20 protein-coding genes are annotated in these 25,905 nt (G+C 30.5%); 10 read left to right on the top strand and 10 right to left on the bottom strand.

Annotated elements, in window-relative coordinates; genetic code table 11:
- Nucleotides 1-262 precede the first annotated feature (262 nt).
- From HXZ69_RS07325 to HXZ69_RS07310, 4 genes are all read right to left on the bottom strand, one after another.
- Nucleotides 263-694, bottom strand: a complete 432-nt coding sequence (locus HXZ69_RS07325; RefSeq protein ID WP_286495504.1) for a hypothetical protein — start codon at nucleotides 692-694, stop codon at nucleotides 263-265.
- A gap of 33 nt (nucleotides 695-727) precedes the next feature.
- Entirely contained in the window at nucleotides 728-1,876 is a 1,149-nt protein-coding gene (locus HXZ69_RS07320) for an AI-2E family transporter (RefSeq protein ID WP_286495503.1), read from the bottom strand.
- Nucleotides 1,877-2,021: 145 nt separating this feature from the next.
- Nucleotides 2,022-4,190, bottom strand: a complete 2,169-nt coding sequence (locus tag HXZ69_RS07315; protein WP_181816304.1) for a S46 family peptidase — start codon at nucleotides 4,188-4,190, stop codon at nucleotides 2,022-2,024.
- 196 nt (nucleotides 4,191-4,386) lie between these two features.
- Nucleotides 4,387-5,007, bottom strand: a complete 621-nt coding sequence (locus tag HXZ69_RS07310; RefSeq protein WP_125350692.1) for a hypothetical protein — start codon at nucleotides 5,005-5,007, stop codon at nucleotides 4,387-4,389.
- Between the two features lie 147 nt (nucleotides 5,008-5,154).
- On the opposite strand from HXZ69_RS07310, the gene lipB reads away from it, so the two are divergent.
- The 9 genes from lipB to HXZ69_RS07265 all read left to right on the top strand — a co-directional run bounded on the left by lipB (nucleotide 5,155) and on the right by HXZ69_RS07265 (nucleotide 20,153).
- Nucleotides 5,155-5,868 (top strand): lipoyl(octanoyl) transferase LipB, encoded by a 714-nt coding sequence (lipB, locus tag HXZ69_RS07305; protein ID WP_125350693.1) that lies wholly within the window; start codon nucleotides 5,155-5,157, stop codon nucleotides 5,866-5,868.
- A gap of 60 nt (nucleotides 5,869-5,928) precedes the next feature.
- On the top strand, nucleotides 5,929-8,646 hold the full coding sequence (locus HXZ69_RS07300) for a helix-turn-helix and ligand-binding sensor domain-containing protein (protein ID WP_286495501.1): 2,718 nt from the start codon (nucleotides 5,929-5,931) through the stop codon (nucleotides 8,644-8,646).
- A 178-nt stretch (nucleotides 8,647-8,824) separates the two neighbouring features.
- A complete protein-coding gene (locus tag HXZ69_RS07295) occupies nucleotides 8,825-11,755 on the top strand; it encodes a SusC/RagA family TonB-linked outer membrane protein (RefSeq protein ID WP_286495500.1) in 2,931 nt (976 codons plus the stop codon).
- Nucleotides 11,756-11,774: 19 nt separating this feature from the next.
- The gene (locus HXZ69_RS07290; RefSeq protein WP_286495499.1) at nucleotides 11,775-13,208 is read left to right on the top strand and encodes a RagB/SusD family nutrient uptake outer membrane protein; all 1,434 of its coding nucleotides are present in this window, start codon (nucleotides 11,775-11,777) and stop codon (nucleotides 13,206-13,208) included.
- Nucleotides 13,208-14,548, top strand: coding sequence for a glucoamylase family protein (locus HXZ69_RS07285; RefSeq protein ID WP_221855170.1), 1,341 nt, complete (start codon nucleotides 13,208-13,210; stop codon nucleotides 14,546-14,548). Before HXZ69_RS07290 ends, HXZ69_RS07285 begins: the two co-directional genes overlap by 1 nt.
- 10 nt (nucleotides 14,549-14,558) lie before the next feature.
- Nucleotides 14,559-16,805: a glycoside hydrolase family 3 N-terminal domain-containing protein gene (locus HXZ69_RS07280; protein WP_286495498.1), complete on the top strand. Its 2,247-nt coding sequence runs from the start codon at nucleotides 14,559-14,561 to the stop codon at nucleotides 16,803-16,805.
- Nucleotides 16,806-16,898: 93 nt separating this feature from the next.
- The gene (locus HXZ69_RS07275) at nucleotides 16,899-17,738 is read left to right on the top strand and encodes an endonuclease/exonuclease/phosphatase family protein (RefSeq protein WP_221855166.1); all 840 of its coding nucleotides are present in this window, start codon (nucleotides 16,899-16,901) and stop codon (nucleotides 17,736-17,738) included.
- Between the two features lie 5 nt (nucleotides 17,739-17,743).
- Nucleotides 17,744-19,198: a glycoside hydrolase family 30 protein gene (locus HXZ69_RS07270; protein ID WP_219034584.1), complete on the top strand. Its 1,455-nt coding sequence runs from the start codon at nucleotides 17,744-17,746 to the stop codon at nucleotides 19,196-19,198.
- 103 nt (nucleotides 19,199-19,301) lie between these two features.
- Nucleotides 19,302-20,153, top strand: coding sequence for a carboxylesterase family protein (locus HXZ69_RS07265; RefSeq protein WP_219034585.1), 852 nt, complete (start codon nucleotides 19,302-19,304; stop codon nucleotides 20,151-20,153).
- Between the two features lie 373 nt (nucleotides 20,154-20,526).
- Here the strand turns inward: HXZ69_RS07265 and HXZ69_RS07260 are convergent, their stop codons facing one another.
- From HXZ69_RS07260 to HXZ69_RS07245, 4 genes are read right to left on the bottom strand one after another with little or no spacing between them, the layout of a single operon-like run.
- The gene (locus tag HXZ69_RS07260; RefSeq protein ID WP_286495497.1) at nucleotides 20,527-21,453 is read right to left on the bottom strand and encodes an alpha/beta hydrolase; all 927 of its coding nucleotides are present in this window, start codon (nucleotides 21,451-21,453) and stop codon (nucleotides 20,527-20,529) included.
- The gene (locus HXZ69_RS07255) at nucleotides 21,450-22,046 is read right to left on the bottom strand and encodes a hypothetical protein (protein ID WP_286495496.1); all 597 of its coding nucleotides are present in this window, start codon (nucleotides 22,044-22,046) and stop codon (nucleotides 21,450-21,452) included. The genes HXZ69_RS07260 and HXZ69_RS07255 overlap by 4 nt, the downstream gene beginning before the upstream one ends.
- Nucleotides 22,027-22,506: a PH domain-containing protein gene (locus tag HXZ69_RS07250; protein ID WP_286495495.1), complete on the bottom strand. Its 480-nt coding sequence runs from the start codon at nucleotides 22,504-22,506 to the stop codon at nucleotides 22,027-22,029. The genes HXZ69_RS07255 and HXZ69_RS07250 overlap by 20 nt, the downstream gene beginning before the upstream one ends.
- Entirely contained in the window at nucleotides 22,499-22,771 is a 273-nt protein-coding gene (locus HXZ69_RS07245) for a DUF2089 family protein (RefSeq protein WP_038331614.1), read from the bottom strand. Before HXZ69_RS07245 ends, HXZ69_RS07250 begins: the two co-directional genes overlap by 8 nt.
- A 125-nt stretch (nucleotides 22,772-22,896) precedes the next feature.
- Here HXZ69_RS07245 and HXZ69_RS07240 point away from each other — a divergent pair, with 125 nt between their 5' ends.
- A complete protein-coding gene (locus HXZ69_RS07240; RefSeq protein WP_219034590.1) occupies nucleotides 22,897-23,439 on the top strand; it encodes a lipocalin family protein in 543 nt (180 codons plus the stop codon).
- A gap of 59 nt (nucleotides 23,440-23,498) precedes the next feature.
- Here the strand turns inward: HXZ69_RS07240 and HXZ69_RS07235 are convergent, their stop codons facing one another.
- Nucleotides 23,499-24,869, bottom strand: a complete 1,371-nt coding sequence (locus HXZ69_RS07235; protein ID WP_244958045.1) for a peptidylprolyl isomerase — start codon at nucleotides 24,867-24,869, stop codon at nucleotides 23,499-23,501.
- A 136-nt stretch (nucleotides 24,870-25,005) separates the two neighbouring features.
- On the bottom strand, nucleotides 25,006-25,872 hold the full coding sequence (locus HXZ69_RS07230) for a hydroxymethylglutaryl-CoA lyase-like TIM-barrel protein (RefSeq protein ID WP_115000675.1): 867 nt from the start codon (nucleotides 25,870-25,872) through the stop codon (nucleotides 25,006-25,008).
- Nucleotides 25,873-25,905: the final 33 nt, after the last annotated feature.

The following is a 25,905-nucleotide window of genomic DNA, read 5'->3' as shown; positions in this document are numbered from 1 at the left end:
AGGTTCATTGATTTTAGGAATTAGAAAAATAAAAAAAGAAAAACATTATAATAGTATGTCAATATTGAAAAGCTATAAAGATGCTTTTGAATTTTTTGTGATTTCTACATTAACCTTTCTATTACTTATCTTTGATTTTTTCGGAATAATTCATCTTGATTAATATAAATTAAAAAAGTCTATAACAATTTGTTATAGACTTTTTTTGTATTATCAAACTGAATTTATTTCAGTTTCTCATCCTATTTGATAAAATAAAATTTTATTTATAGCGATCTATTATTTTAGAAATATTCTTAGTTTCTTCATTAAATGTTTTCCAATCACAAACAGAATTTAGATTAATAGAATAAGTGCTATTATGATTGGATATACTAATATTTATTTTCCCCACATAGTCTGTGCAAAATATTTCATTTTCATATGGAGTTGTAACTATTTTATAAATATTCTCTTCCAATGCTTTTTTATCGTTCTTAGAGATTTTGAATGATTTTGTTGTGTAATCATTGATATTCTTCCATGTTATAAATTCTATTGAATCAGAGTAATCATAAATTCTTATAGATAAATTTCTATCATCAATTGACATCGTATTATACATATATTTTTTATTTACTTCTTTTTCTAACTTCTTTTCGCAAGAAATACTGAAAATCAATAAACTAAAAATGAACAATAAATTATATTTCATAAATAGCGATAATTATGTAAAATAGAAATCAGATTACTCCAAATTCTCGTCCAACATCTTTGTTTTTTTCTTTGATTTTTTAGCTTTCTTTTTGGCTAAAAATGTATTTAAATCATCATCAATTTCTGTTGAATCTTCATCACCCAAAAGATAACCCCAAGGTTTTAATTCAGTCACATTATCAAAAACAATTTTCATCAATGCAAGTATTGGAATTGATAAAAGCATGCCCATAATTCCCCACGTCATTTCTCCAATTACTAATCCAATAATCACAATCAAAGAATTGATTTTTACTTTAGAACCTACAATTTTTGGCATCACTACATTTCCATCAATTGCATGAATTGCAATAAATGCAATTATAACAAAGAACAATTTTGAAGCTGACATTGTAGCAAATGTGATTATTAGCGTTATAATTAACGAAATAACAATTCCTACATATGGAACAACATTTAGAACGCCAGTTAAAATAGCTAAAACAAATTTGTATTTAAGTCCAAGAATAGAAAATGCAATAAAGGATAAAATTGATACGACTAACATTTGTAAAAACAAGCCAATCAAATATTGTTTGACCATTTTTTGAATAGATGTAATGACATTATAAACCTGGTCGTGTGTATTTGAATTGAATGCGTAATATAAGAATTTTACCAAATGACGACGATAAATCAACAAGAAAACAATGTATAAAAAGGTGAACAAAACTGTAACAGCCATCGATGAAACAATCGAAATTACTTTTTCGATTACAATTGTACTCGTTTCGATAGTGGTTTTGACATTCTTTGTCAAATATTCCATTTGCGCATGCGAATTAATACCAAATGTATGATGAATCCAATCTTGTAAATTCATAAAAGCTTCTATGATTTGTTTCTGAAATGTAGGCCATTCATTTGCTATTTCCGCCATTTGTATAGCAATCAAATAGAAAATTCCTAAGATAAATGCAGCGAAAAGCAAGGTGGTAATGATACTCGAAATAGCACGCGGAATGCGTAAATATCTTTCAAAAAATGCACAAACAGGTGCTAATAATATTGAAATTAAGAAGCCTAATATTAATGGAACTAAAATTCCTTTACCTATTATTGAAATAAATGTTAAACAAATGATTGACAATAAAGTGCAAGTTAGTTTTAAATAAAAAGGCCATTTTCTTATGACTTCCATAATTATGAGTGTTTTATTTTGACAATTTTTTAGATAAGTTGTATAAATATAGTTTTATTTCTTAAGATTTATTTGAATCTTACGTTTATTTCAATAAAAAAAACCACGTTATAAAAACGTGGTTTTCAGAATATAGTGAAAAATATTATTTTTTCTTTGCATTTTTGCTTTCGTCAACGATAGTCATTTCATCAATCAAACGTTGCGCATTAGCATACTTGTCAACTACCCACAAAATGTAACGAGAGTCCACCATAATATTACGACAAATCTCAGGATCATAATTTAAATCTGACATTGTTCCTTCCCAAACACGGTCAAAATTCAATCCGATTAATTCTCCTTTTGCATTCAATGCTGGAGAACCAGAATTACCACCAGTTGTATGGTTTGTTGCAATAAAGTTTACAGGTAATTTTCCGTTTTTATCGGCGTATTTTCCGTAATCTTTTTTATCGTATAAACTTAACATTTGTTTTGGTAAATCATACTCATAATCTCCCGGAATATATTTTTCCATTACACCTTCCATGTGCGTTACAGGTTCGTAATAAACCGCATCGCGAGGTTGGTAACCATCAACTTTTCCGTAAGTTACACGTAAAGTTGAATTTGCATCTGGGAAGATTTTCTTGTCTGTAAATACATCCATTTGCGCTTTCATATACGTACGCATCAACTTGTTGATTTTATCTTGATTCGCTAAATATGTAGGCGTTACTTTCGTTTGATTTGCATCTAAAATTAAACGAATTTGAGCAATTAAGGCATCTTCTTTTAAGGCTTTGATAAACTCAGCATCATTTTCAGCTAAAGTTTTGATATTTCCTAAAACAGATTGACCATTAATTTTTTTCGTTCCGTTGATTACCGAATTTCCTAAAGCTGTTTTGATATTTGCAGCAGTTGTAGTTGGTAATAAATTTTGAGGAACAACTTTGAAATAATTATCCGCTAAATCAGAAGAAATTGTTTTATCCAATTCTGGATTATAATCCTTGTGCATAGACGCAACTGTATTCAACGCTTTAGCTTTTGTTTCTGCGTAATTTTTTTGTCCAACCGCATTCAAAATATTGTTCAATGTTAACGCCATTCTGAATGTTTCTGAATTTGAGAAAAACGTTTCAGAATACATTGTGTACGCTAAATTGTAATCTTGATTTGCTTTATTAACTTGATTTAATTCAGAAATAATATTCGAATATTCACCTTTTAATTTCGGATTTTTCGCAATACGATTCATGAATTCTTGTTCATATTGTTGACGTTTTTCTACAGCTTTCGAACGGTTTAATCCTAAAACTTCGCCAATCCATTTTTTATGTGCATTCGAAATACGCGCTTGTTTAGACGCATAAGCGATACGAGTTGCATCGTCTTCACGCATTTTTTTATCAATATGAGATAATGCAATTGTACGCACATTGATACGCGCAGGATCAATTACATCTTTTATTTGCTGGATAGAAGAAGCTGGTAAATATTCGTCCGTCGTACCTGGGAAACCATATACAAACGTGAAATCGTCCTCACTAATTCCCGAAATATTAATTGGTAAGAAATGTTTTGGTTTGTACGGAACATTGTCTGGTGAATAATCTGCAGGTTTGTTGTTTTTATCTGCATAAATTCTAAACATCGAGAAATCTCCTGTATGACGTGGCCAAACCCAGTTGTCTGTATCATTTCCATATTTTCCAATTGCAGAAGGTGGCGCACCAACTAAACGAACATCTTTGTATGTTTCTGTCGTAAATTGGTAATATTTATTTCCTTTGTAAAAAGGTTTGATAAATACTGAACGATAAGCTTCTGTTTTAGTTTTTGCATTAAAATCTTCAATATTTTTCTTGATGATTTTGTTACGATCTTCCTCCGACATATTATCGTTAACACCAGCTAAAATTGCAGTAGTTACATCTTTAATGTCTACAATAAAAGTCGCTGTTAAACCTTCGTTTGGTAATTCGTCTTTCAACTCTTTAGCCCAAAAACCATCTGTTAAATAATCATTTTCTAAAGATGAATGTGCTTGGATTTCTCCATAACCACAGTGATGATTCGTTAATAATAAACCATTTGGAGAAATAACTTCAGAAGTACAACCGCCACCAAAGTGAGCAACTGCATTGTTGATACTTTTATCTCCTGTACTGAAAATGTCTTTTGATGAGATTTTCAATCCCATGTCTTTCATTTCCTTTTCATTCAATTCTGTCGGAATCCACATTCCACCACTTTGTTGTGCAAAAACGCTAAAGTTTGCAAACAAAGCCATTAAAATAGATCCTTTAACGAATAGTTTCTTCATTTTTATTTGATTATTTTATTCTACCGATTTCTTAGAATTCCAAAGATAAAGATTTTTATTCAATCGTTAATGAATTGCTTAAAACCATTATTATTAGTGAGGTTTTAAAGAATAATTTATTCATAAACTTCGATTTTATTAAGATCAATTGAACCAACAATATAGGTGATTAAAAGTGACTGAATGTTTTTATTTATTAAATTTTACCAATCATTTCTATTATTTCTAAAAAACTATTTTCTTTACTAAAACTTTTGATTTTTTCTATTACTTCAGGATAGTCTTTAAATAAAATATACAAATCCGCTTTCGCTTTTTCATATTTTTTGTCTTTCATTCTGATTAAATAAGGATAAGCAATAAGTTTATTGTTTAGATTATTTGCATCCTGAAAAATAAAGTTGAGATAATCTTCTCTAGTTCTACTAATTGGATTATACCCTGCTATAGTAATTAAGTAAATATTAAATTTTCCTTTAGAAACGACTTGCGCAAAAGATTCTTTAATTTTCGTAGTTTGTCCTATCAAAGCATAATTATCAGAGTAAACAACAAGATTTTTTAAAGAGACAAAACTCATTTTATCAATTGTAAAACCAATAATTTCATTCGGATTGTATTTTATCACTTTATCATCTTTCGTTTTTCTAAATTTTAAGTCACTATCATGACTTGGAGTCCATTTAAGCTCTCCATTTAATTCAGATAGATCATTTAATGTAACTTTTCCAGCAACAAAATCTTTGGCAAAAGAATATTCTTGAGCGTTTATAACAAGAGAACTAATCATTAGTGTGATTAATAGAATTGTTTTCATAAAAAATAAATTATTTATGAATTCGAAATTACTTTAAACAATTTATATATGCAATTTTGTTAGATGAAACGATTTAAAGAATAGCTAAGCTAAAATTAATTATTAACTGATTCTTTCGTAAATTTGACATTCGAAACACATTGTGAAATGAAACAAATTGTCGAATTCCAAGATTTAGGAATTAACAGAGATTACCAAGAAATTTGGGATTATCAAGAAAGTCTTTTAGCAGAAAATATAGCCGTAAAACAATATAACAGAGCGCAAGAAAAGGAGGGAAGTTCAGATTTTAAAAACACTAAAAATCATTTACTTTTTGTAGAACATCCGCATGTTTATACACTTGGAAAAAGTGGACATTTAGAAAATATGTTAGCTTCGAGTGATAAATTAAACGAAATAAATGCAACTTTTGTGAAAACGAATCGTGGTGGAGATATTACCTATCATGGACCGCAACAATTAGTTGGTTATCCTATTATGGATTTGGATAACTTCAAGCCAGATATTCATTTGTATATGCGCAATTTGGAGGAAGTGATTATCAAAACTATTGCCGAATATGGACTAAAAGGTGAGCGTTCTCAAGGAGAAACTGGCGTTTGGTTGGATGTAGGTCGACCTTTTGCTCGAAAAATTTGTGCAATGGGTGTTAAGGCTTCACGTTGGGTAACGATGCATGGTTTTGCACTAAATGTGAATACAGATTTGCGTTATTTTGAATACATCGTTCCATGTGGAATTCAGGATAAAGCTGTTGCTTCATTGGAAAGAGAACTTGGACATCAGGTAGATATGAACGAAGTGAAAGCGTTTACAAAAAAACATTTTGCAGAAGTTTTTGATGTAGAATTTAAATAAGATAATTCAAAAATATAATCTATTTTTAAAGACCGTTTTTACGGTCTTTTTTATTGCACAATGAGAAGCTTATTTATTCTATTTTTACTTGTTTCCACTTATAGCAAATCTCAATCGTTTGCGCCAATTATTTCGAATTATTCTAAAAGCGAATATTTGGGCGAATCGCCTATTTGGGATATTACAGAAAATAACAAGCAAGGAAAAGTATATTTTGCGAACAATAGAAATATCTTAGAATATGACGGTAATTTTTGGGAAAAATATTCGCCAAATAGCTTAACAATTATACGTTCTGTTTTTACAATGAATAATGTATTGTATTCAGGTGCATTAAATAATTTTGGATATTGGAAAACGATTGAAGGAAAGAAAGTTTACATTTCAATTTCAGATAAATTCAAAAGTTTTGAAGGATTAGAACAAGAAGAAATCTGGAAAATATTTTATCATAATCGTTCTATTTATTTTCAATCGTTCAATTATCTTTTTCAATTTGATGGTAAAACAGTTAAACGATACAAATTACCTGCGCTTTCTTCTTACGTTTATCTGGTGAAAGGTAAAATGTTAGTAGCGACTATTTCTAAAGGTATTTTCGAATTTAATAATGGACATTTTGAGCCGTTATTTGAAATTGAAAAAGGTAAATCAATTGTAATTCATGGAATAGAAAAATATGATAATGATTATTTAGTTGGTACATTAACAGAAGGAATTTTCAAGTACAACAAAACAGCTGGTTTACAAGAGTTCAATGTGGAATTCAATAAAATGCTAAAGAATTATTTAGTGTTAAAAATGATTCGATTAGAAGATAAATTAATCATTGGAACATCAAATAATGGGATTTATGTATATGATTTAAAAACTAATTCTTACAAAAATTACAATCAAAACTCTGGGTTAATCAGTAATACAATCCAAAATATAAGAATAGATTCTAAAGGAAATGCTTGGCTTGGAACGGACAAAGGTATTTCGAAAATAGAATTGAAAAACAAAACTCAACTTTTATATGATTACAATGGTCATTTAGGAAATGTTTTTTCGTTCGACTTTTATAAGGATAATATTTTGCTGGGAACAAATCATGGATTTTATAATTATTCAAATACTTCAAACCAAACAAATTCAGTTCTCGAAAAAGGTTTAATTTGGAATATAACAAATATTGATAATACAATTTATGTTTCGGATAGTTGGGGAACTTACATTTATTCAGGACTATTGAATAAGATTTCTTCTACAAATGGAGGTTTTAAATTGATCAAAAATGGAAATAAATTATATCAATCATCTTTTACGGGAATCAATGAATATATACAAGGTTCTCATAAAGAATCTACTAAAGTTTCTAGTTTAACTATTCCTATTATTGATTTTGTTATTGTCGAAAATAAAATTTTAGGAACTGGAAAAAATGGTGGTTTATATTTATTTGATCTTAAAAATAGAACAGGTAAGGAGATATTTTACCAACATAAAAAATTAGTTAATCCGCAAACTATTCTCGAAGATAACAAGGTTTTTGTACTGATTGACGATCAACATTTAGTCCGTTATGATATAAATAAAAATTTATTTTCTGATGAGAATTTAGATTCAAAATTAAAGAATATTAATCGAATTCGTTATTTAAAGGAGAATCGTTATTTAGTTGAAGCGGATAATATTCTGTATTATTCTAAAGTGGAACAGAATAAATTGATTCATTATTTAATTCCAAAAAAATTGTATGATGGAAAATTGGTTGATGACAATTTAACGGCTAAAATCAACGATCAGTTTTTATATATTAACCTCGAAAACGGATTATTGAAATATGATTTAAAATCTATACGTCGTGAATTACCAAAGATTAAAATTAAAGCAAAAATCAATCAAACGGTTTTGAATAATGAACCTAATATAGAGTATTCAAATAATTATATAGATTTTTATGTTTCAATTTTGAATGATGATTTTGCGAATTATCAATTATATTATCAATTAAATAACTCTAAAATTCAACCACTTAATCAGCCAATAATTAATTATAAACAATTAGAAAGTGGTTCATATCAATTGTCAATTTATGCTTTAAAAGATGGAAATTTTGTTGAGTTGAATCATTTTGATTTTCGGGTTAAAAAGATTTGGTATTTATCAAATTTGATGATATTATTTTATATTTTATTAATTGTTGGATCGATTCTGGCTATTTATAAGTATAACAGAATGAAGTTGAAACAAAGTTTCAGAATTAAACAAAAGCAATTTGAATATGAATTGAATTTGATGGAAATGAAACATCAACAAGAGTTGAAAGAATTAAATCATTATAAAGAAAAACAACATTTAGAAACTTCTTTACAAACAAAATCTACAGAATTGGCAGGACAAGCTTTGAAATTAGCTAATCAACGTGCTATGATCCTAGAAATTAATCAATTGTTTTCTCAATTGGAAATGAATGAAATCAATAAAAAGTTAAAAAAGAAATTTGAGAAAACGTTTTCGGAATATAGTTACAACAGAAATGAATGGCAAAATTTCGAATTAAATATTCAGGAAATTCACCAAGATTTTATTAAGAGATTAGCTGACAAGTATTCTAATTTAACTGCGAAAGACTTAAAACTGTGTGTATTCCTTCGAATGAATTTATCAACCAAAGAGATTGCTCCTTTAATGCACCTTAATTATCGATCAGTAGAACTACAACGATATAGATTACGCAAAAAAATGCAAATTCCTTCTGAAATAAACCTAAATAAGTATATGATTAATTTTTAAATATCGGAAAATAAATTACATCATAACTACATCATGTTGTAAATGTAATGATTTATAATTATTTGGTATTTAGTATTATATATTTTATTTTTTTAGAAAATTATTCTAACTAAAATTATTACTTGTTAATCAAGTGTTAAAACATTCTATTTTTGAAATAACCATTTATTGAAATAGAATGAAAAAATATTTTCTTCCATTATTTATTCTCGGGTCTTTCTGTGTAAATGCCCAAGTTACTAACGATTCTATACAGATAGGAGATCCTTTTGAAAGTGATTCTATTATACTAGATCAAGCCGTTGTGGTTGGATATGGTACTGTTAAGAAATCAGATCTTACATCAGCTGTTTCATCAGCTAATGCTAAAGACATTACGCAAATTGCAAGTACAACTGCCATGCAGTCTTTGCAGGGTAAATTAGCTGGTGTTAATATTATTAATACGGATACTCCAGGAGGTACACCAACTGTTTTGGTTCGTGGAATGGGTACAGCTTTGGGAGGTAAAGCTCCTTTGTATGTTGTGGATGGGTTAATTGTTCCAAATATTAATAATATTAATCCAAATGACATTGAAAAAATTGATGTTTTAAAAGATGCAGGATCTTCAGCTATTTATGGAGTTCGTGGTGCAAACGGTGTTGTTGTTGTAACAACTAAACGTGGTAAAACAGGAAAGATAAGAGTTAACTATGATTCATATATTGGAGTAAGAAATACTATGAATATGGTAGATATGGCTGATGCTAATCAGTACATAACTTATTTTAACGAGCAAAGAAAAGCAACAGGAGGTTCTTTGATTTCTACAAATCAACAATATAACACGAATTGGTTTGATGAAATGTTAACCACAGGACAGTTAGTTAGTAATAATGTTTCGTTGGCTGGTGCTGGAGAAAATATTAATTACATGTTCAGTATTAATAATTTCGAAGAGAAAGGAATTTTAGAAGGAAATAACTTCAAAAGAACAACTGTTCGTAGTAACAACGATTACAAATTGTTTGATGGAGTTTTAAAGATTAAACAAAACGTTAGCGCTACATTTTCTAGAGAAGTTCCTAAACCATATGGAACATTTGATACAGCTTACCGTCAGTCACCATTAGTTCCTGTAAAATATGATAACGGAAGATGGGGTTTACCTATTTTTAATACAACTACAGGAGAAGTAACATACGTTGCAAAACCAGGAGAGGTGACAAGTAATTTGAACTCTCATGGTAATCCAATGTCTACTTTATTCTATGATAATCAAAAAGCTAATTCTACTACGCTTCAAGGAAATATTGAAGCTGAACTAAAATTAGCAAAAGGTTTAACTGTAACTTCTCGTGCTGGAGGAACAAAATATTGGTACAAATACAGAGAATTTAATCCAATTAAAGAAAGATGGATTGCAGGTAATCCAATTAGAACTGCTGCTGAATTTGAAGATTTAAAAGCGAAAAATCCAGCAAGTTCAACTTATATGAATAACTCTCTAAATCTAAGTAATGTAGAAACATTTAGATGGTCATGGGAAAATTTTGTAACATTTGATCGCAAATTTGGAGATCATTCGTTCAATGTTGTTGCGGGAGTTTCTGCTGAAAAAATGGGTATTGGTCAATATTCAGATATCACAGTATATGATGTTCCTGATAAAAAACAATATTGGTCAGCTCATCATGCTTCTGGACAATACAAGGCTGCAATGGATCAAAATAATTACACTCCAATTGCTTATGCTTCTTATTTTGCGCGTTTACAATATAATTACGCAAATAAATACTACGTTTCTGGAATTATTCGTAGAGATGGCTCAAGTCAATTTAAACAAAACGAAAAATATTGGGGAACTTTCCCATCAGTTTCTGCTGCTTGGAATATTTCTAACGAAGAGTTCTTAAAAGATAGTAATGTAATTTCTTTCTTAAAACTTCGCGGAGGTTGGGGACGCTTAGGTAATGCAGATGTGCCATACAATTATACAACAATTTCTACTTCAACAGGTAGTGATAATGCGAATTATGTTTTTGGACCAGGTCAAGATTTAATTTATGGAGCTTATATCGGATCTCCAGCTTATGATATTTCATGGGAAATTGTAGATGAATGGAGTGCTGGTCTAGATTTCGAGTTATTGAAAGGTAAATTATCAGGAAGTTTAGATTACTACAACAAGACCACGAAAAATGCCATCTTAAATATTAAACAAATAGGATCGTCTCCTTATGAAAAAGATTTTTATGACCATGCTGCAAAAGTAGTAAATCAAGGTTTTGAAATTGCTTTGAATTATCGTAATGAAACAGCTGGAGGATTTAGATATTCGATAGGTGGTAACTTTAACTACAATGAAAATGAAGTGAAGTCTGTGAAAGAAGGATATTCTGGAATGACAGGAGGTTCTTTAGGAAATGGACAAATTGCAAAACGTTTAGAAGCTGGTCAACCACTTGGTTCTTTCTGGTTATATGAAGTAGAAGGTGTTTGGCAAACACAAGATGAAATAAATAGCAATGCTCATTTATCAAGTGCTCGTCCAGGACATTTACGCTACAAAGACCAAAATGGAGATGGAGTTATTGATGATCGTGATAAAAAATTCATGGGATCATATATTCCAAAATATAACTACGGAATCAATGTTAGTTTAGAATATAAAAATTTCGATTTAACGATTAGCGGTTACGGAGCTGGAGGTAACAAGATTTACAATGGTATCAAAAATACACGTTTAGGAGGGGAAAATATAACAGTTGATATGTTTAACGATCGTTGGACAGGAGCTGGTAGTACAAATTCTCATCCAGGAGCGGAGCGTGATCAAGTTGCTTCTTCTTACTATTTAGAAAAAGGTAATTATTTCAAATTAAGTAACATGACAATAGGATATAATTTTAGAGATAAAATTGATTTTATCAGAAACCTAAGATTATATGTTAGTGCACAAAATGTATTCATGATTACGAAGTATTCAGGATTTACACCGGAATTAACTTTAGATAATGTAAAAGGAAAACGTTATGATGGAAGTCCTTATGGAACGACAGGTATGGATTTCTCTGCATATCCAAATGTTAGAACATTTTTAGTTGGATTAAACGTAGAATTCTAATCTAGAAAATTTTAAAAAAATGAAAAAAAATATATTTAAAATAGTAACATTAGCTTCTATTCTTTCAATCGGAACATTAAGTTCATGTACAAGTGATTTTTTGAATGTAGATTCTCAAGAAAATATAGCTATTGATGATCAAGCTTCTCAATCTCCAGAAAAATATGTGAATGGTATTTACGGAATGTTTACAGATTGGGATTATGCATTCTCTTGGTTAGGAGTTACTGAAATGATTTCTGATAATGCAGATAAAGGAAGTTCCTCTACAGATAATGGTGGAGATAAAAGAGATTTAGACGAATTATTACATAGTTCTACAACTGGTTCTATCGAAGCTATGTGGAAACGTTTTTATAAAACAATTGGTAGAGCGTCATATTCTATAAAATATACGACAGAATCATCAATCACAGATGCAGAAAAAAATAGATTAATTGGGGAAGCAAAATTTTTGAGAGCTGTTTCTTATTTCTATTTGGTTCGTATGTTTGGAGATACTGTGATACAGGAGTTAGATGTTCCGGCGTCTTATTCAGTACGTAAACCAAAAGCAGAAGTTTATGCATACATTGAAGCAGATTTATTAGATGCAATATCAAAACTTCCTACTAAAAATGAATATGCTGCAAAAGATTTAGGACGTGCAACAAAAGGAGCTGCTCAAGCTTTATTGGCAAAGGTATATTTATACCAAGGAAAAAATCAACAAGCGTACGATATGGCTACAACCGTTGTTAATTCTGGTATTTATGATTTAGAAAGTGATTACGCAACAACTTGGAGAAAAGAAACTGAGAATGGTAAAGAGTCTTTATTTGAAATCCAAGCTCGTGGAGATGCTGTTGCGCATGGCGTTCAACAATATTCAGAAACTCAAGGAGCTCGTGGTACTGGAGGTTGGGGATGGGGATTCAATGTTCCTTCTCAAAATTTATTAGATGCTTTTAATGCTGAAGGAGATGCTATTCGTCGTGATGCAACAATCATTTTTAGAGGTGAAACTTTATATGACGGTCGTTTAGTTCCAACTTCTGTAGAAAACCCGATGTATAACGAAAAAGCGTATTCAAGTGCGAATCTTGGTTCTGCGGATGGAGACAAAAACATTCGTGTAATTCGTTTTTCTGAAGTTTTATTAATTCAAGCTGAAGCAGCAAATGAAATTGGGCAAGATGCTTTAACACCTCTTAATCGTGTTAGAACACGTGTAAAATTAGCTCCAATAGCAAGTATGTCTAAAGATCAATTACGATTAAAAATTTGGAATGAAAGACGTTTGGAGTTAGCATTTGAGCATGATCGTTGGTTTGATTTAGTTCGTACTGGTCAAGCAAAAGAGATGATGGCGAAAAATGGTAAAACTTTCGTTACTGGAAAACATGAATTGTTCCCAATTCCAAATGGACAAATTATTCAAACTCCAACAATGACTCAAAACCCAGGTTGGTAATGATTAAATTAAATAAAACAATAGTTACTTGCGCTTTTTTATGTGGCGCAAGTGCTTTTGCTCAAACAAAACAAGAAAATAAGCTGTTAGATAAAGTTCAAAAACAGACGATTCAATATTTTTGGGATTACGCTGAACCTCATTCAAAATTAGCTCGTGAACGTTTTCATCCTGATGGTTTTTATCCAGAAAATGATTCAAATATCATTACAACAGGAGGAACAGGATTTGGATTAATGAGTTTAATTGTTGGTATTGATCGCGAATTTATTCCAAGAAAAGAAGCAACTGAACGAATTTTAACAGGATTGAAATTTTTACAAAATGCAAATCGTTTTCATGGAGCTTGGCCACATTGGTTAAATGGCGAAACAGGAAAAGTAAAAGCTTTTAGTACATACGATAACGGAGGTGATTTGGTAGAAACTGCATTTCTTGCTCAGGGTTTAATTTGTTTGAAAGAGTATTTCAAAGATTCTAAAAATGAGAAAGAAATAGAGATTTCGCAATTAGCTGATCAACTTTGGAAAGAAATCGATTTCAATTTTTATACACGAGGAGAAAATGTGTTGTACTGGCATTGGTCTCCAAATTACGAATGGAAAATCAATTTTCCTTTAAAAGGATTTGATGAAACCATGATTACGTATGTTATTGCTGCGGCTTCTCCAAAACATTCTATCAATTCAGAAGTTTATTACAATGGTTGGACGAGAAATGGTGATATAAAATCAAATGATTCTGCATACGGAGTTCCATTGATTGTAAAGCATAACGGAGCTAATAAAAATGTTGGACCTTTATTTTGGGCACAATATTCATTTATTGGACTTAATCCGAACAATTTAATAGATGGAATTGGTATTGATTATGGAAAAGTAGTGAAAAATCAAGCAAAGATTCATTACATCTACAATCAACAAAAAACGGAAAGTTTCAAGAAGTACAAAAAAAATATGTGGGGATTAACGGCAAGTTATACCTTCAATCGAGATGGAACAGAAGGTTATACAGCACACTCTCCATTAAATGACAATAATGTAATTACGCCTACAGCTGCGTTATCGTCTTTCCCATATGCACCGAAAGAATCTATGGATTTCTTGAAGTTTATTTACGAAAAACAAAACAAAAGCTTGATTGGAGTAGCAGGTCCGTATGATGCGGTTGATGTAAAAAATGATCGAGTGATTACGAAATATTTGGCGATAGATCAAGGAACAATTACACCAATGATAGAGAATTATCGCTCTGGATTATTGTGGAAATTGTTTATGCAAAATGAAGATGTACAAAGAGGTTTAGACAAATTGAAATTCAAAACAACAGCCTCGAATTAAAATCAAAAAAATGAAAAAACTAATTTATTCAATTGCTTTCTTAGGATTAGCATTCAATACTTATGCGCAAAAAATAAAGTTTGATAAATCGAAATCGAAATCAGAGTTTATTGATTATGTGATGAGTCAAATGACGATTGATGACAAAGTGGGTCAGATGGTACAATATACCTATGATGGAGGTGATGTTACAGGCTCTGCAATTGATAAAAATTATATAAAATACACGAAACAAGGTATGATGGGGTCTGTATTTAACGCTACGACAACAGATATTACCAAAAAATTACAAAAAATTGCTGTTGAAGAAACACGTCTTGGAATTCCATTAATTTTTGGATACGATGTAATTCATGGTTATGAAACTATTTTTCCAATTCCACTTGGTGAAGCTTCTTCTTGGGATTTAAAAGCAATTGAAAAATCGGCTCGAATTGCTGCTGAAGAAACAGCTGCTGGCGGAGTTCATTGGACTTTTGCTCCGATGGTTGATATCGGTTTTGATCCTCGTTGGGGACGTGTTTCTGAAGGTGCAGGTGAAGATACTTTCTTAGGAAGTAAAATTGCAATAGCGCGTGTTAATGGTTTTCAAGGTAAAAGTTTATATGATTTAAATACCGTTTTAGCGTGTACAAAACACTTTGCAGGATATGCTTTAGCGCAGGCTGGTCGCGATTATGGTTCGGTAGAAATTTCTGATCGTTTCTTAAGAGATTATATTTTGCCGCCTTTCAAAGCGACTGTTGATGCAGGTGCTGGATCTTTCATGACGTCTTTCAACGAAATTGGAGGAGTTCCTTCTACAGCAAGTAAATATTTGTACGATCAAATTTTGCGTAAAGAGTGGAATTATAAAGGGTTTGTTGTAACAGATTATACGGCGATTCAGGAATTAGTTCCTCATGGAATTGCAAAAGATTTGGAAGAAGCAACTCTAAAATCGGTTGAAGCAGGAATTGAAATGGATATGATGAGTGGTGCTTTTCTTAATCATTTATCAAAATTGGTAAAAGAAGGAAAAGTAAAACAAGATGTGATTGATACTGCGGTTCGTAGAATTTTAGAAGCTAAATATGATTTAGGTCTTTTCGAAGATCCATATCGTTATTCAAATGCAAAACGAGAGAAAGAAACGGTAATGAAACAAGAGTTTTTAAATGAAGCTCGTGATGTTGCGCGTAAATCAATGGTTTTATTAAAGAATGATAAACAAATTTTACCATTAAAAGAATCTCAAAAAGTTGCGGTAATTGGACCTTTAGTTAAAGATGAAAAAAACATCATCGGAAACTGGGCTGCACGTGGAGATCGATACGGAAAAGCGTGGTCTGTTTGGGAAGGTTTGAACGATGTTTTAGGTAAAAATGCAAAAATTACTTACGCACAAGGAACAGAACTTAATTCGTCTAAAACTGATGGTTTTCAAGAAGCAATTAATTTAGCGAAAAACTCGGATGTAATTGTTGCGGTTATGGGAGAAAACGAGAATCAAACAGGTGAAGCTGCTTCTCAAACAAATATAGATTTACCAGGAAATCAGAAAGAATTATTAAAAGAATTAAAGAAACTTGGTAAGCCAATTGTTTTAGTTTTAATGGCTGGTCGTCCAATGACAATTTCGTGGGAAAATGATAATATGGATGCAATTTTATACGCATGGTATCCAGGAACAATGGGAGGTTTAGCGATTACAGATGTGTTGTATGGAAAATACAATCCTTCGGCCAAAACACCGATGACATTTCCTCGTTCTGTAGGTCAAATTCCAATTCATTACAATCAAAAAAATACAGGTAGACCTTATTTAGGAGCGAGTGATGCGGAGCAAAAATATAAATCTCGTTATACAGATTCTCCGAATTCGCCTTTATATCCATTTGGTTATGGTTTAAGTTATACAACGTTTGATTATAGTAACTTAAAGTTGAACAAATCAACGATGAGGAATGGAAAAGATGAAATCAAAGTCACTGTAAATGTTAAAAATACAGGAAACTACGATGGAGAAGAAGTAGTACAATTATATGTTCGCGATTTAGTAGGAAGTGTGACGCGTCCAGTTCGAGAATTGAAAGGTTTTGATAAAGTGATGATTAAGAAAGGAGAAACAAAAACAATTACGTTTACATTAACTCCAGAATATTTAAAATTCCACGATATCAATATGAATTATGTTGCTGAAGCTGGAGATTTCGACATTTTTGTTGGAGGAAATTCAGACGCAACGCTTAAAACAAGTTTTACTTTAGTTGATTAAATTCCTCATTTATAGTTTTAGTTAGAAATTTAATTTATTTCTCATCCAAGTAAGTATTGTTGTGCTTACTTGGAATTTTTTAACATCACACACATGAAAAAATATATTAGTTTAAGTTTAGTTTTAATCATGACAATGATAGGTTTTGCACAACAAAATTTATCAATTATGTCTTACAATATTAGATTAGCGTCTGTTGATGATGGCGCAAATCATTGGAATATTCGCAAACAAAAATTGGTTGATTTAATCAAGTATTATGATGCTGATTTTGTTGGTGTACAAGAAGCGCAAGTTCCTCAGTTAGATTTTATCAAACAAAATAATTCGAGTTTAGATTTTATTGGATCTCCTCGAAATGATGATAAAAATGCTGAATATTCTGCTATTTTCTACAAAAAAGATCAATATAAAGTTTTAGAACAACATACTTTTTGGTTATCAGAAACGCCAGAAAAAATGTCGAAAGGTTGGGATGCTTCTTATTATAGAATTATCACTTACGGATTATTTCAAGATAAAAAAACGAAAAATACATTTTGGATAATCAATACACATTTTGATAATGATGGAAAAATTGCGCGTCAAAAATCGTTAGAAATGATTGATAATTTAATTCAAAAGTTAACTGAAAAGAAAAACGTTCCAGCATTTTTTATGGGAGATTTTAATATGAATCAAAACGATGAATCTGTTAAATATATTCAAAACAAATATTTAGATACTCGTCTAAATGCGCAAATGGTTTATGGACCAGATTTTACATGGGAAGATTTTAAATTCAATGTAAAAGGAACAGAAATTTTAGATTACATTTTTTACAAAAAGAATTCAAAAGTAACGTGTAAAAGTTTCAATACGATTGATGATTTCTACGATTTCAAATATCCATCAGATCATTTACCAATTTTAGCCAAATTTTTAATTCAATAATAATTATGACAAAATCACATTTGAAATATCCTCTTATTGCAGCTTTATTGTTAAATTATTTTGCCGTAAATGCGCAAGATTTTAAACTTTCGAACAAGAAAATCGAAATATATACAACTGCTAAAAATACGAATCAACGTATCGCAAAATGGACAGATAAGTTAGCTGTAAAAAAGTTTCCACAACCAAAAGAAACAGATATTGCAATTTTTATTGATCCAAAACGTAAATTCCAAAAATTTGAAGGAATTGGAGGAGCTATCACAGATGCTTCAGCAGAAGTTTTAGCAAAATTGCCAAAGAAAGCGCAACAAGAAATTATCAAAGCTTATTATAGCGAAAAAGAAGGAATTGGTTATTCGTTGATTAGAACAACAATAAATTCGAGTGATTTTTCGAGCGATAGTTACACGTATGTAAAAGATAATGATAATGAGTTAAAAACTTTTGACATTGCACATGATTTGAATTATAAAATTCCGATGATTAAAATGGCAAAAGCAGAAATGAAAGATGCTTATCGTTTATATGCAAGTCCTTGGAGTCCGCCAGCTTGGATGAAAACGAATAACAGTATGTTAAAAGGAGGTTCTTTGAAACCTGAATATTACCAAACTTGGGCTAACTATTTTGTGAAATTTATCGAGAATTATGAGAAAATTGGTTTACCAATTTGGGGAGTTTCTATTCAGAACGAACCAATGGCAACGCAAACATGGGAATCGTGTATTTATACAGCTGAAGAAGAACGTGATTTCTTGAAAAATAATTTAGGTCCGACTTTTCACCAAAAAGGATTAAAAGACAAAAAAATTATTGTGTGGGATCATAACCGTGATTTAATTTACCAGCGTGCTTCAACTATTTTGAATGATCCTGAAGCTGCTAAATATGTTTGGGGAGTTGGTTTTCACTGGTACGAAACATGGAACGGAAGCGTGAATTTATTCAATAATGTAGCGTTAACTCACGAAGCTTTCCCGAATGTTAATCTAATTTTTACAGAAGGTTGTAAAGAACAATTTGATTACAATCAAATGGGAAATTGGGCATTGGGTGAAAAATATGGTTACAATATGATCAACGATTTTAACTCCGGAACAGTTGCTTGGACAGATTGGAATGTTTTGTTGGATGAAAAAGGAGGACCAAATCACGTAGGAAATTTCTGTTTTGCACCAATTCATGGTGATACTAGAAATGGACAAGTTACGTATACAAATTCGTTTTACTACATTGGTCAATTCTCAAAATTTATTCGTCCAGGTGCGCAAAGAATTGCAGCATCGTCTAATCGTTCAGATTTAATGACGACTTCTTTTGTAAACAAAGACGGAAAAGTTGTGGTGGTTGTGATGAATCAAACAGATAAACCTTATCAATATAATTTATGGATAGAAGGAGAAGCTGTTGAGGTGAATTCGCAAGAACATTCGATTAGCACAATCATTATTTCGTAAAAAAATAGAATAATTAAAGGGAAAATTATTTATAGTAAATTGCTTGACAAATTGACAACGTAAGAAGTTAAAGTCAAGCAATTTTTATTTAAAATAGAAGAAAATGAAATATTTAGTTGCCTTATTTTTAATGATAAGTTATACATATGCGCAGAAAACGATAGTATATGATAAAAAAAATAATTTAGCGTTTGATATTTATTATCCGAAAAACTATAAAGAGAATCAAACCTATAATGTATTTGCTTGGGTACACGGAGGCGGATTTTCAGGAGGAACAAGAGCGGATAAAGAAGAAATTGAACGAATGAAAGATGCTCAAGAAAGAGGTTTCGTAGCTGTTTCTATCTCGTATAGATTATTGGCAAATTCTTCGGCTGGTTTTGGGTGTGATTTGCCAAAACAAGAAAAGTTGATGATTTTTAAAGAAGCCTCTTTTGATGTTTTAACTGCGCTAAATTTTATTCAAAATAATTCAAAAGAACTTAAATTCTCGATTAATAAATTAATTTTAGGAGGAAGTAGTGCAGGAGCGGAGACTATTCTAAATGCTTATTATTTGAGAGATTTATGGTACGGAAATCAATTCAATCAAGTTAAAATTGATGGATTAGTAAGTTATGCAGGAGCGATTGTAGACAATCGTTATGTTACAAAATCGAGTGTTTTGCCAACAGTTTATGTACATGGTTTAAGCGATGATGTTGTACCAGCTTACAATGCGCCACACAGAAGTTGTTTGGATAATCAACAAGGGTTTTTTCCTTTAAATGGTTCTGCTACTTTAGAAGATTTGAATAGAAAATATAGTCAGGCATCTTTTGCTATTTTCTCTAATTCAGGAAAACATGAATGGTCTGGATTAAGAAAGCAATATTTAGACGAAGTTTTCAATTTTATTAATCAATCAATAATTGGAAATAAAAAAGTAAATAATCGAATAATTGTTGACTAATAAAAATATAAGTACATGATAAATTATTTAATGATTATAAATATAAAACAAACAAAGAGCAAAATTTCTTCTGCTCTTTGTTAAATAACCTAACCAACTTTATACTATGAAAAATCTGTATAATCTTTAAACTCCTTTGTTACGAATCACAAATAAGAATTGTAAATTTAGAAATACAATTATTGTTTTAAATTGATGTAGATCAAGAAATAATAATTAAACAAAATGTAGAATCTGATTCAGTTTTAGCTAATGGAACAATGACAATCACTCGAAAATCTGATAAAAAAAACTACAGTGATAAATTTTGAAGGAGGAACAGCTTGTTAATTCTTAAATAAAAAGACAAAGCAATTTGCTTTGTCTTTTATAGTTAGTTTTTGAAGATAAAATTAGAAATGACTTCTACTAATTCTATATTTATTGGAAGTTCTGGGTTGTTGTAAGAAGATAAATCATCTTTTGAAGTAACATTTTTTAAAACGTGATTCATCCCTTTGATAATAACAGCAGATTTAGGAGATAGGTTTTTAGCGTTCTCCGTATCAACTTGAATATCCATATCACCTTGAATCACTAAAAAAGGAATAGTTAATTTATTGATTTCATTTACAGGATTATATTTAATCCAAGAAATTAAATAAGGTTGTACACTTTTACGAAATAATGAAGATAAATTAGGATTAATATTATTTACAGTATTTCCATTTTTCAAAGAATCTATAATAGCATACGATTCGGTTTTTAATTGTTCAGGAAGTAGATTTAATTGTTTCTTAAGTATTTGGTCAATAGATTCTCCTGCACCAGAAATCGAGATGAATTTGTCGATATTTTTTGAAGATGCAAGCATTCCAATTAATGAACCTTCGCTGTGTCCAGCTATTGAAATAGAACCAAATCTTTTATCTTTTTTTATGAAAGTTATCCAATTCCTTGCGTCCTCAACGTAATCATCAAATGTAAGTTTAGACTCGTCCAAATTAGCAATAGAACTTTCTCCGATTCCTCTTTTGTCATAGCGAATAGATGCAATTCCTTTTTCAGCTAAACTATGAGCTAAATATTTCAAAGAGTTATTAATCATCATATTATTGTTTCCATTTCTATCTGTTGGTCCAGAACCAGAAATTAATAAAACAATTGGTATTTTAGATTTTGCATTTTGAGGTAAACATAATGTTCCAAATAATTTAATTTGATTTTTGTTAAGTTGAATATCTGATTCTGTGAAATCATTTTTTGATTGACCAAAAACTGTAGAACAAATAAGTATAAAGAAAAATAAAACTTTTTTCATATTTTTTGTGGTATTAATAATGATAATATTGAAGTTGAAACAATGATGAATAACAAGACAGCAATGAAAGCAAAAACTTGTTTTGTATTTTTCATGTTTGTAACAGTTTTGAAACCTATGTATAAAAAATAGAGCATTATACACAAGAAAAATATCGCGATAAAAGCTACAATTACAAGTACAATCATTGTTGGAGCTTCGTGCAAAACTTCGAGATTATTTGTTGTAACTCCTTTCAAAACCTTGTCCATACTTTTGTTGACAATTGGAATAAAATCCGTTATGAATACAATGTAATAAGCGATTCTTGAGATTAAAACAACGTTTACAATGTCTATAATTCGTGTTCTGTTATTGATGATTTTTCCTAAAATGTAAAATATGAGGATTGCAATTACTAAATTTCTCGTATTTTGATACAACAAATCGAGATAAGAATAAGAAATTCCATTTTTCTTAATGCTTAAAAAATCAGGGAAAAAAGATTCAGTAATATTGGCGATATAAGTGAAAAGGAAATGCGAAAATAGTCCAATAATGAACAGTATTTTTTCATCGAAATATGCAAATGGATTAAGGAGTTTCTTTATCATTTTTTAGTGTATTTATTGTGTTAACAAATTCATCTGGCTGATCGCAGCTCACCAAATATTTTACATTTTCTAATTCAATAGCAACAAGTTTTGTACGATTTTTTATATTGCATCGATAATTGTCCATAGATCTTCCTATCAAACCCATAAAACCTCTGCATCCAACGATTATCAAATTATTTTGAGATTTTCTTGTAATAATTTTTATTTCATTTATCGGAATAGTTATCGTTTTTATTTTTGAAATAAGATAAATATTATTCAAATCAACTTTAATTTTATTTAAAGAGATTAAATAATAATACGCAAACAATGGATAAATAATGATTGCATAAATCACCGCAACATATACTTCTGTTTCTTTAAACAATATTCCTCCAATTAAGATTAATAATACAATTAAAATAGCAGTTGTAACCTTAAAAAATAGCGACATCGATACTGAAAATTCTTTATTCATCGGACATTGTTTTTATTTTATTAATCAAATCATCTACTTTATTTCGCATGGTTGGATAGCTGACTTCAAATTCTTTCGCCATGTCTTTTAAACTTCCTGAGTTGACAAAGAATTGCATAATAAATGCTTGTTCTTCATTTGTAAGTTTCAGAAATAAAGGAAGTTCATAGTTTCCTACAACTTGTGTTTCGCAATGGTTGCAAATTAATTTTTCGACCGCTAATTCTTCGGCACAGCTGGGACATATAACAGGAAGTTTTTTCATTTGGTTAAATAATATTAAAATTAATTTTAATAAAGTTAAATGAAAGTTTAATTAATTCAAAATTTGAAATCATATTTTTTCAACTTTAATATTATTGATACATTTGCAACCTAAGTTTTAGTAAAATGAATTTTAAGAAATTAGCCCTTGCAGCATTGGCGTTAGGGACAACAGCATATATCGTTAATCACAATAAGAAAAATGTAAAATATAAACCTGCTCAAAATTTTGATTTAGGTGGATTTTTAGGGCGTTGGTACGAGATTGCACGTTTGGAAAATAAAGCACAAAAAGGACAAACAAATGTGACGCATCGTTTTAATTTGAACGAAGAAAATGGGCAATTGGAAGTGATTGTGCGCGGCTACAATGCGAAGAAAAAAGGGTGGGAAAAGATTGAAGGAATTGCAGCACAAGATATCGAAAATGTTGGGTTGTTCTCGACAACGTTTTTACCAATTTTAGCAAAAAAATTATATGTAATCGATTTTGATAAAGATTACAATAATGTATTAGTTGCAAGTGAAGATTATAAAAAGTTATGGATTCTATCGCGTAAGAAAGAGATTTCGGATAAGGTAAAAGACAGATTTTTTGATTCGGCAAAGAAAGTAGGATTTGATCCAAGTAAGTTAATTTGGCCTTCTCAAGTTCCGATTGCGAAATAAGATTATTTATTTTTAAGACATAAAAAAACCTCGAGAATTTCTCGAGGTTTTTTGTTTTATTATTTTTGGTTTTTCTTTTCCCAATCGATCGGGAAATTACAACTTTGGTATTCTTTTCCAATTTTAATGTAAGCATCACCAACTTGACGTTTTACCCAATCCATCAACAATGTACGTTCTTTATCTTGAACCGCAAATTTCTGAATTCTATAGTAATCATCTTGATAATTGATTTTATGCTCTGGATAAAATTTATTGATTTTTAAGATTCTTAAAGCTTTTCTGTTATCAAAATCATCTTCGAAAACTTGAGAAATATCTCCTTCATTTAATGTTGCAATTGCTGTAAACATTGGTAGAGGCAAAGCCATTTTCTCGAAACGATCGTCACCAGAATTTTGGTTCATGATATTTCCTGAGTTAAATTTTGTGTATTTATCATCAGAAAATCTTAATGCAGCATCTTTAAATGTCATTTTTCCGTCGTTAATTAAAACTCGAATTGAATCTAATTTATTATAAGCCTTTTTTATTTCTTCTTCCGTTGGTTTCAACGTAATCAAGATATGACGCAAATCTAATTCTTGTCCACGACGTTTTTCTAACTTAATAATATGATATCCAAAATCAGTTTTGAATGGATCAGAAATTTCACCTTCTTGTAAGTTAAACGCAACCGCATCAAACTCTTTTACCATTTTACCACGAGAAACTTTTTTGTATTCACCTCCGTTACTTGCGGAACCTGGATCTTCTGAATATAAAATTGCTTTCGTTGCAAAAGAGGCACCTTCTTCAATTTCTTTTTTGATTTCTTTTAATTGATCGATAATCTTTTGTTGATTTTCTTGTGAAACTTCAGGATAAGTTACAATATGGCTAATCGAAACTTCGTCTTTCACGTCTGGTAATTCACCTTGGTGTTTTTCGAAAAACATACGAACTTCTTCTGGTGTTGCATCAGCACCTTTTACAACCATTTCTCTTTTGTTACGCGCATAAATATTATCTTCAACGATATATTTAGTTTCGTTTTTCATTTCCGCCATTGTACGGAATCCGAAATAGTCTAAAATTTGTTTTTCTCCTCCAGCTTGAGCAATCCAACCTTCGATTTGGCTATTTAATTGACGAGTTACCTCATCTTGTGTCACTTTGATTAAAGTATCTTGTTTTGCACGATCAACCAACATTTTGTCTAACATAATGTCGTTTAGGAAATCACATTTGTCTTCGACTTGCATCCCTTGTTGTTTTGACATTAAATAATCTCGATCTACATCAGACTCTAAAACAATCTGATCTCCGACAACAGCAGCTATACCATCTACTTTAGCAAGACGTTTTGGTGTTGGTTTTGCTGTTTGTGCAAAAGTATTTACCGTAAATAATGCTGCAATTAGCAACATCATACTCGATTTAAATTTCATATACTTTAATTTCATTTTAATATTCTAAGCTCGATAAAAAAACTTACCGATGAGCAAATTTAACTTTTTTTGTTAAAGTCCAACATATTTTAATTTCCTTTAACAAAAGAATTGATTTTTTAGTTTATTGTTAAGATTAAACTAAGCCAAATGTACGCAAAGAAACATTCCAAGCAGATTCGAAATCAAAAAGATTCAAACCATGTTTTTCTTTGTGCTCATTTGCGAAACTAATTAACTTCTCAGTTGGCATATTTCCGACCATATCACTTTTTGACATTGGACATCCGCCCAAACCTTTTATAGCGCCATCAAAACGACGACAACCATTATCATAAGCGGCTTGTACTTTGGAATGCCATTCGGTATAAACGGTATGAAAATGTGCGCCAAATTCAATTTCTGGATAATGAGGAATCAAATTTTGAAACAAATCAACAATTGTTTTTTCGTCTGCAACGCCAATTGTATCTGATAAATTGATTGAAGAAATTCCGATATCAGCCATTTTTTTCGACCATTCTTTTACGATTTCTTCATTCCAAGTTTCTCCATAAGGATTTCCAAACGCCATCGATAAATAAATTAACATATGTTTACCATTATCATTTGCAATTTGGTTGATTTCTTTCACCATTTCAAATGCTTCTTCACGACTTTTATTCGTGTTGAATTGCTGAAAATTCTCTGAAATAGAAAAAGGAAATCCAATAATATCAACTTTTTCGTGTTCAGCAGCTTTTATTGCGCCACTTTTATTGGCAACAACAACAGACAATTTCGATTTTGAATTGGTTTTATCAATATTATCTAAAACTTCTTTCGTATCCGCCATCTGTGGAATCGCTTTTGGCGAAACAAAACTTCCACAATCTATCGCTTCAAAACCAACAGTCAATAAACGATTTAAGTAATCAATTTTCTTGTCAGTTGGTATAAAATCTTTGCGTCCTTGCATCGCATCACGTGGACATTCAATAATTTTAAAAGTTAGCTCACTCATTTTTTTGGTTTATTTGCGCCTTAAAGGTAGATA

This window comes from Empedobacter sp. R132-2 (assembly GCF_030324375.1).
GTDB lineage: Bacteria > Bacteroidota > Bacteroidia > Flavobacteriales > Weeksellaceae > Empedobacter > Empedobacter falsenii_B.
The sequence above is the reverse complement of the archived record's forward strand: the minus strand, read 5'-3'. Positions and strand labels throughout refer to the sequence as shown.